Origin of the sequence: Pseudomonas sp. TSRC2-2 (genome assembly GCF_049897785.1) — a bacterium.
Taxonomy (GTDB): Bacteria; Pseudomonadota; Gammaproteobacteria; order Pseudomonadales; family Pseudomonadaceae; genus Aquipseudomonas.
The window spans coordinates 479,977-491,724 of record NZ_JAFCWZ010000003.1; the positions used below are offsets into that span (position 1 = coordinate 479,977).

An 11,748-nucleotide genomic window follows, 5' to 3' on the forward strand; every position below is an offset into this window, starting at 1 on the left:
GATCAACCGAGGCGGCACCCAACCAGTCGCCGTCGTAGGAGTTTATATGCAAGACACATTGCCGAACGTACACGCCGACCTGATCGACATTCCGTCGCTGGAGCAACTGTCGCCTCGCACGCCTTCGCTCCATAAACCTCGCATTCTTCTGCTGTATGGATCAACGCGAGAGCGCTCATTCAGCCGGTTAGTCACGCAAGAGGCGGCACGCCTGCTGAATGAGTTTGGCGCTGAAACCAAGATCTTTGACCCATCGGGTCTGCCGCTTCCGGATGACGCTGCCGATACACATCCCAAGGTCGCTGAGCTGCGCGAGCTGATGCAATGGTCTGAGGGGCAGGTGTGGTGCTCCCCTGAGCGTCACGGCTCCCTGAGTGCAGTATTCAAAGCCCAAATTGACTGGGTTCCGCTGGCGATAGGTGCTGTACGACCTACGCAAGGAAAGACCCTTGCAGTGATGCAGGTCTGCGGTGGCTCGCAATCTTTCAACGTGGTTAATCAGTTGCGCGTACTGGGTCGATGGATGCGGATGTTCACCATCCCAAACCAATCTTCGGTTGCCAAGGCATTTACCGAGTTCGACGAGGCAGGTCGTATGAAGCCGTCCTCGTACTACGACCGTCTCGTGGATGTGATGGAAGAGCTGATGAAGTTCACCCTGCTGTTGCGGGATCGCCAGGATTATTTGGTTGATCGGTACTCCGAGCGTAAAGAGTCCGCCGAAGAGCTTTCCAAACGCGTCAACCAGCGCTCCATCTAACGTCAGTACGAGGAAGCGATATGAGCCAGATCACGATCTACCACAACCCCGAATGCGGCACCTCTCGCAACACCTTGGAGTTGATCCGTAACAGCGGGGAAGAACCGACGGTTATCGAGTATCTGGAGACCCCCGCCTGATCGCACCGCACTTGTCAGAATCATCGGGGATATGGGTATCGGGGTGCGGGCTCTGTTGCGTATCAAAGGAAATCCGCACGAAGAGCTGGGATTGGGTGATGCATCGCTGACGGACGAACAGCTCATCGATGCCATGATGGCTCACCCTATCCTGATACGCCCCATCGTTGTGACGCCGTTGGGCACACGCTTGTGTCGCCCGTCAGAGGCAGTCCTACACCTGCTACCACAAGAGCAGCGTGGGAGTTTCGTCAAAGAGGACGGCCAAGTGGTCATTGATGAGCACGGTCGCAGAGTCTGATACGACGACAGTGAGGTGCCGCGATTGAGCCTGGAGGATGCTGGTGAGTCAGAATTCGAAACTTGATGTTGTGGTCATTGGCGGTGGTCAATCCGCGCTGACAGTCGCCTATTTTTTGAAGCGGTCAGGCTTGTCTTATGTGCTGCTCGATGCGGAGTCGGCACCAGGAGGAGCCTGGCGGCATGGCTGGGACTCGCTGCGACTCTTCTCTCCATCGGCATGGAGCTCGATTGCGGGCTGGCCGATGCCTGCCGTATCAGAAGAAACGCCTCACCGTGATGATGTTATCGACTATCTGACTCTGTACGAGCGTCGATATGACTTCCCCATCATCCGATCCACCAGGGTGACCCGTGTCGAAAAAATCGAAGAAGGATTACGGGTTGTCTCCGGGGATAGAAACTGGGATGCCAAGGCGGTTATCAGTGCAACAGGCACCTGGAGCCGCCCATTTACCCCGAGCTATGCCGGACAGGAGTTGTTCGTAGGGCAGCAGCTTCATTCCGCTCATTACGTTGGGCCGAATGAGTTTGAGGGGAAAACCGTCCTTGTCGTGGGTGGTGGCAACTCGGGAGCCCAGATTTACGCCGAGGTTTCTAAAGTGGCTCAGGCAACCTGGGTAACTCAAGAGGCCCCAAAGTTTCTACCTGATGAGGTTGATGGGCGCGTCCTGTTCGAACGAGCTACTGCTCGATTTAAGGCGCAACAGGAAGGTGTGGAGCCTGAACAACCCGCTGGGGGGCTGGGCGACATCGTAATGGTGCCATCGGTGAAGGACGCTCGTGAACGCTGTGTATTGAGCGCAGTACGGCCATTCACGCACTTCACTTCAACAGGCGTTGTTTGGTCATCAGGAGACGAAACAGCGGTGGATGTCGTCATTTGGTGCACTGGGTTTTCTCCAGCGCTCGACCACCTAAACAACCTGGGCATTGTAGGCCAGGATGGCAAAGTGGCTGTGGACGAAAACCGGAGTGTTGCTTCACCCAATCTGTGGCTGGTGGGTTACGGCGATTGGACGGGGCTCGCCTCCGCGACATTGATCGGAGTAACCCGCACCGCTCGAGATGTAGTCAAGCAAGTGCAAACGTATCTCACAGGCGGGGTCTGATAGCGCGCCCTGAAAAGTCGAGTGAGCCTACTTTGATGCGACTTCAAGCTCGGGGAAGAGAATAGGTTCCAGTGGAGGGGTTGCCTGGCACAGCCCGAGCCGCCAATAGCCGACGTCGTGCCATTTCCCAAGCTTGAAGCCTACCTCTGGATACGTCCCTATGTGAGTAAATCCTAGCGACTCGTGCAGGCCCACGCTGCCTTCATTGGGCTGCGCAATTCCGGCGTAAGCTGCGCGAAACCTCTGCTTTTCGAGAATCGGAAGCAAGGTTTCATAGAGTTCACGGCCAACGCCCTGCCGGCGAGCCGACTCGGCTATATACACCGTCACGTCCACAGCCCATCGGTAGGCCGGACGAGCGCGATGCTGGCTTGCGTAGGCATAGCCCTTGATCTCCCCACCTTCTTCGGCCACCAAGTAGGGATATGTCAAAAGCGTTGTCGCTATTCGCTGAGCGATTTCCTCAGCGCTTGGCGGAATCTCTTCGAACGAGATGGCCGTTGTCGAAACTATGGGAGCATAAATGCGCTGGATGGCCTCTGCATCTGCTACCGCTGCCGTGCGGATCTTCAAAGCCATACCGGTCATCCATGATCCAAAGCGGTAACAGTACCTTTTTCGGAGCAAATTTTCGATTTCCCCGCGCTCTCTTGTAGTGGAATTGGGGCATGCAATTATTTCGATAGGTAGTTATCCCAAAAAAACGCCGTGTCGGGTTTTTCACCCTAGTGGCCAACCCATCATTCAATGGTTCGCCACTAGGGTGATGACACCTTTGGTCGAAGGGAAGCTCAAGCAGCCATTGACTCGCATGCTTGTGCGCAAGCTAAGCACGCTTTAGAGCATTGCTGGCAATGCTCTGCTTCATGAGTACCGCACTCCTGACCACATGCCTTGCAAATTTTTGCGCAGAGCACACAAATTTCATTTGCAAAGGGGCTTCCCCGTGCCATCAGGGTCGCTGCGAGCCTACAGATATCTGCACAATCCCTATCGAGCTTTATGCAAGCCGCCATCATTTTCACATCCTGCTCTTCTAGGCACGCGGACGCGCAACTCTCACATGCCATAGCACAACGCAGGCATTCCGCAATGCAATCTTCATAGCTACTGTTCATAACCAATTCTCCGAGGTCGACGGTCGATTCACTTGATGTACCTTTCTCGAAGGTACAATTCGTCCGACCCAAGCGGGTAGGCAGGGTTTCGAGAAAAAAATTACAGTTTTGTAAGGTAGGCAAGCTTTCACATCTCAGCTCGCCTCATCGAGCGGTCGCCCTCAGGCATAGGTCTGGAAATTCGGCTCTCCATGCAGGCGGCAATGCGCGGAGCGAGTGGCTGGAGTAGATGGCCTGCAATCCAAATCACCTATGGCACTCCCGTCATGCTGACCAGTTCCGCCCCACGCCGCTGTCAAAGTTGTAATCGCAGGCTCAGCCTGCTGACAGGTGCAAGTCTCCATCATCCTCATTGAGCCGATGCTCAGACTCTCTTGACTACCGGAGAGCTAATTTTGTTGAGGAAATGCGCCATGAAAGCAACCAATGCTCTGATTCTTACATTCAGTTTGGCTATATCGTCGCTGGCGTTTGCTGAGGGCGGTGGCGACCGTACAGCTGAGCGCATGGAGCGAGCCCGCGAGACGGCGATGTCCACTCTTGTCCCGAGTACAGGAACGCAGCCGAAAGAGGACGTTGCGCAGGAAAAACCTGTGGCTGAACAGCCTAACCATCACTGCTGAGTCGCCCAGCTTACGGAAATGTAATTACCTCGTTTGCTGGCCTGTGGCATCTTTCGAGGTATGAAATCGCGCAGGCGATCAATAGATTGAATACTCGGAATGTGCGCAGTAGTGCGCGCCTCTCTCCGACTGACGGGACACGAATCGGTATGCACTCCAACACCTCTCGGCGCACCTTCGTAAAAGGCCTTACCGCAGGCGGAATTCTCGCGGGCCTAGGACTCTGGCGTACCCCTGTATGGGCTGCACCTGGCTTTGGGGAAGCGAATGTCCTGTCAGGAACGGAGTTCGACCTGTCTATTGGAGAAACGCCGGTAAACATTACTGGCAATCGCCGTACAGCGCTGACGATCAATGGAGGGCTTCCGGGGCCCCTCCTGCGCTGGCGTGAGGGTGACACGGTAACTTTGCGCGTCAAAAACCGCCTGAAGGATATGACTTCCATTCACTGGCACGGGATCATTCTTCCCGCCAATATGGATGGTGTACCCGGCCTTAGCTTTCACGGGATTGAGCCCGACGGAACTTACGTCTATCAGTTCAAGGTCAAGCAGAACGGAACATACTGGTATCACAGTCATTCCGGCTTTCAAGAACAGGTCGGTGTATATGGCCCGTTAGTAATTGAAGCGAAAGACCCCGAGCCGTTTGTGTATGACCGTGACTACGTGGTGATGCTCACCGATTGGACGGATGAAGATCCGGCCTCGTTGATGAAAACGCTGAAGAAACAGGCTGACTACTACAACACCCACAAGCGCACGGTTAGCGACTTTATCAATGACGTCGCTGACAAAGGTTGGTCAGCCACCGTTGCTGATCGCAAGATGTGGGCAGAAATGAAGATGAACCCTACTGACATCGCAGACGTCAGTGGTGCGACCTACACCTATTTGATGAACGGCCACGCTCCGGATTCGAACTGGACGGGCACCTTCAAACCTGGCGAAAAACTCAGGTTGAGATTCATCAACGGATCGGCCATGAGCTACTTCGACGTCCGTATTCCTGGACTGAAGATGACTGTTGTTGCTGCTGATGGCCAGTATGTAAAACCCGTGAGCGTGGATGAGTTCCGAATAGCCACAGCTGAAACGTTCGATGTGATAGTCGAGCCCACCCAAGAAGCCTACACATTGTTCGCACAGTCGATGGATCGGTCGGGATATGCCCGAGGTACTTTGGCTGTTCGATCAGGGTTAGTCGCGCCTGTACCCGAGCTCGATCCTCGTCCTCTCGTCACCATGGCGGACATGGGCATGGCGGGTATGAATCATGGCTCGATGGGCGGAATGGGCGACATGGCTGGAATGGATCACAGCAAAATGGCCAGCATGGGTGACAGCTCAATGAATGGCATGTCGGGAATGGACGGCGGCTCCATGACATCGATGAACCATGGCGCTAAGCAGGATAAGTCCGGCATGGAAGGCATGGCCGGAATGGATCACAGCAAAATGTCTATGGAAGGCATGGGTGGGATGGGGGACATGCAGGCGCACCCCAAGACGGAATCCAACAACCCTCTGGTCGACATGCAAGCAATGTCGACCTCACCGAAGCTTGATGATCCTGGTATGGGGCTTCGTGATAATGGTCGCAAGGTGCTGACATATTCAGATCTCAGGAGCACGTTTGAAGATCCTGATGGCCGTGAGCCAAGCCGCACTATCGAACTGCACCTGACCGGGCACATGGAGAAATTCTCTTGGTCGTTCAACGGGGTGAAGTTTTCTGACGCCGAGCCGGTGAGGCTGAAGTATGGCGAGCGGGTTCGGATCGTGCTCGTTAACGACACCATGATGACGCACCCCATCCATTTGCATGGGATGTGGAGCGACCTTGAAGACGAAAATGGCCAATTCCTCGTTCGTAAACACACCATCGACATGCCGCCAGGATCGAAGCGCAGTTACAGAGTCACCGCCGATGCGCTAGGTCGCTGGGCCTATCACTGCCATCTTCTGTATCACATGGAAATGGGTATGTTCCGAGAAGTGCGAGTAGAGGAATAAGGGGTCGACTATGAGCAACTATTTTTGTGGCACTCGCATTCACTCAGTTGTAGCTACGGTCGCTCTGAGCCTTGGCTTTGTTCTGCCGGCAGCCGCTGACACCGGTCAGACTGCAGATGACGGGCAGATGCAGAGCATGGATCACAGCCAGATGAAGGGCATGGATCACTCGCAAATGCAGGGCATGGATCACAGTCAGATGAAAGGCATGGATCACTCCCAAATGCAGGGCATGGATCACAGCCAGATGCAGGGGATGCAGCCCGCCAAGCAGCAGGCTCGTAGTGAAAGCCGAACTCCCATACCTCCAATTACAGATGCTGAGAGAGCTGCAGTTTACAATGCGCCTGGTGGCCATGCGGTTCATGACACTGCTCTTAACTCGTACTTCATTTTCGAAAAATTGGAATGGCAGGATGCTGATGAAGGAAGTGCGCTGAACTGGGAAGCCCAAGGTTGGATAGGCGGTGATGTGGATCGTCTATGGTTGCGTTCTGAGGGAGAGCGCACCAATGGGAAGACAGAGGAAGCCGAGGTGCAAGCGCTGTGGGGTCACTCTATTAGTCCATGGTGGGATCTGGTCGGTGGGGTTCGCCAAGACTTCAAACCGGGTGATCCACAAACGTGGGCGGCTTTCGGCATCCAGGGCTTGGCGCTCTACAACTTCGAAGCCCAGGCTACTGCTTATCTGGGCGAAGGTGGCCAGACTGCGGCGCGGCTGGAAGGAGACTACGACATCCTTTTGACCAATAAGCTCATTTTGCAACCGACTGCAGAATTCAATTTTTACGGGAAAAACGATCCCCAGCGTGGCATTGGCTCCGGGTTATCAGAAAGTGAGATTGGTCTGCGGCTCCGATACGAGATCCGTCCACAATTCGCTCCTTACGTGGGCGTTACCTGGAATCGTAGTTATGGAAAAACGGCTGACTACGCCAGCGAGGAAGGCGAAGACAATAACGAAGCACGCCTGGTGCTAGGCGTTCGGGTCTGGTTCTAAACCAAGTTAGTAGCACCAAAAATAATTATTCAACCTCATTACAACAGCTATGCGCTGTGAGGAGCCTTGCATGTCGTTCTTGAAAGCCTGTGTTGTGGCCGTCGCTCTTTCATCCGGTATTTTGCTGAGCTCGGTCGCTCAAGCCCATCCGAAACTGTTGTCTTCGACTCCTTCAGAAGGCGACTCCGGTGCGGCCCCCTCGAAAATTGAACTGCACTTTTCCGAAAACCTGGTCACCCAATTTTCCGGAGCCAAGCTGATCATGACTGATATGCCAGGTATGCCGAATTCACCTATGGGTGTCAAAGCAAGCGTAGCAGGCGGCAATGATCCGAAGACCATGGTAATCACGCCTTCATCGCCCCTGACAACGGGCACCTACAAAGTAGAATGGCGGGCAGTATCGTCCGACACTCATCCAATTACCGGTGCCGTAACTTTCAAAGTGAAATAAGCATGAGCGACCCTTTGAATGTGGCGCTGCGCCTCGCGCTTTATCTGGATTTGATGCTCCTGTTCGGGCTCGCGGTGTTCGGGCTGTACAGCTTTCGCGGGAAAGAGCGCGAATCGGGAACAGTGTTGCATTTTGGGTCGCTGCTGAGTGGGGCTGCCGTTATAGGCATTCTTCTGTCTGTGGCCGCGTTCTTCGTCATGACAAAAAACATGAGCGGTGCGTCCGATTGGGCGGAGCTGTTACCTCACCTGGAAATGATGTTGTCTGAAACCGAGGTCGGTTACAGCTGGATGGCACGTATGGTCTCGCTTGCGGTGGTGATAATTGCTGCAAGCCAAAGCACTCGATTGCCATCTGCTAGTCTTTGGATTGCTACCCTAGCGGGCAGTATTGCCTTAGCTACGCTCCCATGGACAGGTCACGGGGCAATGGATGAAGGTGCTAGACGGTTCTGGCATTTCGCAGCGGATATTCTCCATTTATTGGCTGCTGGCGGATGGATTGGAGCCTTGGCAGCCTTTGCTCTGATGCTGAGCATGAGGGAAGGTAATCCTGAGCAACTCGTACGAGTTTTGACTCGGGCGCTCAAAGGATTCGAAACAGCGGGCGGGTTCATTGTGGGTACGATCATACTCACAGGAGTCGCTAATTATCTTTTCATTGTCGGGCCAACCATTACAGAGGTAGTGGCCAGCACCTATGGCATTCTCCTACTAGCGAAAATCATATTGTTCGCTGGCATGCTCGGACTCGCGACCCTCAATCGTTTCTACCTGAGCCCCTCACTGGAACGCTCTGTGAGCGGGGGTGATTATTCTGCCGCAGTCACGGCTTTGAAAAAGAGCGTGCTGCTCGAATCGACCTGTGCGGTTGTCATTGTTTGCTTGGTGGCTTGGCTAGGAACGCTCAGCCCTTCAATCGAGATGGCCCAAGGGTAATGCCTAGGCAGGTCTGAGCAGCGCTGGTCGCTCAGATCTGCGTGGCGATCATTTGCTGTTCGGGTAGTCAGCGACCACCTCTTGAGCACCATCCCTGGTGAGGCCCAGGACTTGGTAAGGTTGATGTTTCTGACCATAGTCCATACCAGGCGAACCTGCTGGCATGCCTGGCACTGCAATCCCTACAAGGTCGGGACGATCATTCAACTTCTTGATGTCATCCGCTGGAACATGGCCTTCTACGAATTTCCCACCAATAACGCCCGTGTGACAGGACGCTAGTCCTTGCGGCACACCCAGCCCTTTCTTGATAGCGCTCATATCGCTTTCCACATGGTCGACTACTTTGAATCCATTCGATTCCAAGTGCTTGACCCACTCCTTGCAGCATCCGCAATTCGCGTCGCGGTGGACATCGATACTGAGCAGCTCCGCAGCTTGTGCAACGCCCATGAACATCAGCCCCGTAGCAAGGAGTAAATTACGCTTCATCATTTGGATGCACCTTTTAACGATTCGTTGCGCGGTTGCTATGTACAGCTTGGCCGATAGCCATGGCCTCGCATCCGCACCGTTCCAGGGTAGGTTAAGCGCAACAACGATTATTGCCGATTACATTTTCGTAAGCTGCCGTCTAGCTACTCACAACCTACCAAGCCGTGATGTCCCGGCGCTTTCAGGTAGCTGTCGAAACGATTACATTTGCGTCAGCTTGCGCATTGTTGTCGGTTTCGTAGCACACTTGAGCAACGCAAAGCTGGAGTTCCACCATGAAAATCCTGGTAGCAGAAGACGAACCCAAAACCGGAATGTATCTCCAGCAAGGACTCTTGGAAGCGGGTTTTACTGTCGACCGGGTCGTGACAGGCACGGAGGCACTGCATCAGGCGCTGAACGAGAGCTACGACCTCCTGATTCTGGACGTGATGATGCCTGGGGTTGACGGCTGGGAGGTCATCCGAAGTGTCCGCGCAGCTGGAAGCTTGGTTCCCGTGTTGTTCCTTACAGCGAGGGACGGAGTCGATGACCGAGTTAGAGGCTTAGAGCTTGGTGCAGATGATTATTTAGTAAAGCCGTTCGCGTTTTCTGAGCTACTCGCTCGCGTCAGAAGCCTGCTGCGTCGGGGTGCCGGTGCTCCCAATCTGACGTCTATAAAAATCGGTGATCTTGAAGTCGACCTGCTCAAACGTCGTGCCTCACGCTCAGGTCAACGCATTGACCTGACGGCGAAGGAGTTTGCTTTGTTAGAGCTGCTGATGCGCCGAAGAGGAGAGGTTCTCTCAAAGTCACTCATCGCATCCCAGGTCTGGGATATGAATTTCGACAGCGATACAAACGTGATTGAGGTCGCCATTCGCAGGCTTAGGGCCAAGATTGATGATGATTTCGATACAAAGCTGATTCAGACCTCGCGAGGCATGGGCTACATGCTTGATGCCCCGGACGCAGAATGAAGCGCCCATCTCTAACGCTTCGTCTAAGCTTGATGTTTGTGTGCGCTGTGGTAGCAGTGCTCGTGGTAGCAGGCTTTACCTTCGATGGTTTCAGCCGGCATCACTTCAAGGCACTCGACCGGCAAGCAATGACAGAAAAGCTCGAATCTATTCGTCAAATTATGGACGGTGAAGCTGGCTCGGCTGACCGTTCAGATGTGTTGCTTCAGTTACAAGCGCTTTTGGGGGCACACCAGGAACTCTCAGCCTCGATTGTCATGCACGGCGGAAAAACGATTTTTGCGACCTCCAACTCAGCTCAGCATCCTTCTATTCCTCCTGATACTCCTGATGATGATATGTGGGAGTGGACAGACGGAGGCCATCTGTACCGAGGGATGAAAGCCCAAGTTCATCTGGTGAATGAATCAGAGCCACTGACGGCCTGGCTGAGTATGGATATCACAAGCCACATGCATTTCGTGGAGACCTTACGCTGGTGGTTAGTGATAGGTTTGGCGATCAGTGCGTTGGTCAGCGCCGGCTTGGGTTGGTTGGTCGCGCGCAGCGGCCTTAAACCAGTCGCTCGAGTGACGCAGGTCGCGGCTTCGATGTCGGCTGGATCGCTGAAAGAGCGCATTCCAATGGATTTTGTGCCTCGTGAGCTTGAGCTACTCGTCAGTTCGTTCAATGCCATGCTTGCTCGGCTAGAAGAGTCATTTTCTCGATTATCTAATTTCTCAGCCGATATTGCCCATGAGCTACGTACGCCAATAAGCAATTTGCGAACACATACTGAAGTCATCCTTACAAAAAAGCGTGCGCCAGAAATATACGAGGAGAATCTGTACTCCAATCTGGAAGATCTAAACCGACTTTCAAGCATCATCGATGGCATGCTCTTTTTAGCGAAGTCTGATAATGGTCTGGTTCTACCCGCTAAAGAAAAAGTCGAATTGCGGTTGGTGGTGGAGAAGCTCTTTGAGTATTACCAGCTGCTTGCAGATGACACCGGACTAAAGCTACAGATCACCGGACACGGTGAGGTTCGTGGCGACAGAACGATGCTGGATCGAATGGTTTCCAATTTGCTGTCGAATGCGATCCGGTACACACCTTCGGGTGCCACCATTTCTGTGAACATCGAGCCATCAGGCAACATGATGAGCTTGTCAGTGCAAAATCCAGGTGAGCGAATCGCTGCTGAACATCTGCCTCGGCTGTTTGATCGGTTTTATAGGGTTGACCCTGCGCGCAGGGAAAGCTCTGCAAACAATGCAGGGCTGGGTTTGGCAATCGTGAAATCGTTGGTAGACGCTCATGGGGGCAGCGTTGGATGCGTTTCCGAAGTGGGTCGGACGACTTTTACGATAAGCCTGCCTGCTTGGTCTAATGCTCGTGAATGAAAGGCTGGCGAATCTTGGAAGTCAGAGCCTTGAAATGGGAGCTTTGACGTTTGAACTGTTCATTTGTAAGGACGGTTCGCGCCAACTACACTCCACTTCTATGAAACGCTACCTGCGGTTTTGCATTCTCTTCCTGATCAGCTTGACGCTTCCCCTGTCCGGGATGGCGGGTGTTCAGGCGCCCGCAGAACCGTGCCCGATGATGACAATGGGCATGGCGATGATGGATGACATGGGAATGGACTGCTGTAACGACATGAAAAGCCCGACAGAGCATGGCAAACCCTGCAAGCCAGGCCAGGAATGCAAGACTGGCGGCATGCTTGAAGTTTCGATCCTGAAGCCTCCAGTTACCGTATTCAGCCCCGTAGTGGCTTCCTTCTTCACTAAATCCCTACCCATACAGACCCCATCCGGGGTGTGGCGACCGCCCCGCGTTTGATTCCTGT

Annotated in this window: 13 protein-coding genes and 1 pseudogene; 11 read left to right on the plus strand and 3 right to left on the minus strand. The window is 53.8% G+C overall.

Annotated features, from left to right (window positions below; translation table 11 throughout):
- Positions 1–46 precede the first annotated feature (46 nt).
- The 3 genes and pseudogenes from arsH to ACP7D9_RS08215 all read left to right on the plus strand — a co-directional run bounded on the left by arsH (position 47) and on the right by ACP7D9_RS08215 (position 2,312).
- A complete protein-coding gene (arsH, locus tag ACP7D9_RS08205) occupies positions 47–760 on the plus strand; it encodes an arsenical resistance protein ArsH (RefSeq protein WP_093097711.1) in 714 nt (237 codons plus the stop codon).
- A gap of 20 nt (positions 761–780) precedes the next feature.
- A pseudogene (arsC, locus tag ACP7D9_RS08210) lies at positions 781–1,201 on the plus strand (arsenate reductase (glutaredoxin)).
- 37 nt (positions 1,202–1,238) lie between these two features.
- On the plus strand, positions 1,239–2,312 hold the full coding sequence (locus ACP7D9_RS08215; RefSeq protein ID WP_093097717.1) for an ArsO family NAD(P)H-dependent flavin-containing monooxygenase: 1,074 nt from the start codon (positions 1,239–1,241) through the stop codon (positions 2,310–2,312).
- 27 nt (positions 2,313–2,339) lie between these two features.
- On the opposite strand, the gene ACP7D9_RS08220 is transcribed toward ACP7D9_RS08215, so the two are convergent.
- A complete protein-coding gene (locus tag ACP7D9_RS08220) occupies positions 2,340–2,891 on the minus strand; it encodes an arsinothricin resistance N-acetyltransferase ArsN1 family B (protein ID WP_093097719.1) in 552 nt (183 codons plus the stop codon).
- Positions 2,892–3,103: 212 nt separating this feature from the next.
- Positions 3,104–3,430, minus strand: a complete 327-nt coding sequence (locus ACP7D9_RS08225) for a four-helix bundle copper-binding protein (RefSeq protein WP_093097721.1) — start codon at positions 3,428–3,430, stop codon at positions 3,104–3,106.
- Between the two features lie 413 nt (positions 3,431–3,843).
- On the opposite strand from ACP7D9_RS08225, the gene ACP7D9_RS08230 reads away from it, so the two are divergent.
- The 5 genes from ACP7D9_RS08230 to copD all read left to right on the plus strand — a co-directional run bounded on the left by ACP7D9_RS08230 (position 3,844) and on the right by copD (position 8,460).
- The gene (locus ACP7D9_RS08230; protein WP_426156625.1) at positions 3,844–4,053 is read left to right on the plus strand and encodes a co-regulatory protein PtrA N-terminal domain-containing protein; all 210 of its coding nucleotides are present in this window, start codon (positions 3,844–3,846) and stop codon (positions 4,051–4,053) included.
- A 149-nt stretch (positions 4,054–4,202) separates the two neighbouring features.
- A complete protein-coding gene (locus tag ACP7D9_RS08235; RefSeq protein WP_426156627.1) occupies positions 4,203–6,068 on the plus strand; it encodes a copper resistance system multicopper oxidase in 1,866 nt (621 codons plus the stop codon).
- A gap of 10 nt (positions 6,069–6,078) precedes the next feature.
- Positions 6,079–7,068 (plus strand): copper resistance protein B, encoded by a 990-nt coding sequence (locus tag ACP7D9_RS08240; protein ID WP_093097729.1) that lies wholly within the window; start codon positions 6,079–6,081, stop codon positions 7,066–7,068.
- A gap of 70 nt (positions 7,069–7,138) precedes the next feature.
- Positions 7,139–7,522 (plus strand): copper homeostasis periplasmic binding protein CopC, encoded by a 384-nt coding sequence (gene copC / locus ACP7D9_RS08245; RefSeq protein ID WP_054092733.1) that lies wholly within the window; start codon positions 7,139–7,141, stop codon positions 7,520–7,522.
- A gap of 2 nt (positions 7,523–7,524) precedes the next feature.
- Positions 7,525–8,460, plus strand: a complete 936-nt coding sequence (gene copD / locus ACP7D9_RS08250; protein ID WP_093097731.1) for a copper homeostasis membrane protein CopD — start codon at positions 7,525–7,527, stop codon at positions 8,458–8,460.
- 48 nt (positions 8,461–8,508) lie between these two features.
- Here the strand turns inward: copD and ACP7D9_RS08255 are convergent, their stop codons facing one another.
- Positions 8,509–8,952 (minus strand): DUF411 domain-containing protein, encoded by a 444-nt coding sequence (locus ACP7D9_RS08255; RefSeq protein ID WP_054092765.1) that lies wholly within the window; start codon positions 8,950–8,952, stop codon positions 8,509–8,511.
- 278 nt (positions 8,953–9,230) lie between these two features.
- Here ACP7D9_RS08255 and ACP7D9_RS08260 point away from each other — a divergent pair, with 278 nt between their 5' ends.
- The 3 genes from ACP7D9_RS08260 (at position 9,231) to ACP7D9_RS08270 (ending at position 11,741) form a co-directional block, all read left to right on the plus strand.
- Positions 9,231–9,914 carry a heavy metal response regulator transcription factor gene (locus ACP7D9_RS08260; protein WP_426156630.1) on the plus strand — a complete coding sequence of 228 codons (684 nt, stop codon included), beginning with the start codon at positions 9,231–9,233 and terminating at the stop codon, positions 9,912–9,914.
- Positions 9,911–11,299, plus strand: coding sequence for a heavy metal sensor histidine kinase (locus tag ACP7D9_RS08265; protein ID WP_054092730.1), 1,389 nt, complete (start codon positions 9,911–9,913; stop codon positions 11,297–11,299). The genes ACP7D9_RS08260 and ACP7D9_RS08265 overlap by 4 nt, the downstream gene beginning before the upstream one ends.
- A gap of 100 nt (positions 11,300–11,399) precedes the next feature.
- The gene (locus tag ACP7D9_RS08270; RefSeq protein ID WP_093106429.1) at positions 11,400–11,741 is read left to right on the plus strand and encodes a hypothetical protein; all 342 of its coding nucleotides are present in this window, start codon (positions 11,400–11,402) and stop codon (positions 11,739–11,741) included.
- Positions 11,742–11,748: the final 7 nt, after the last annotated feature.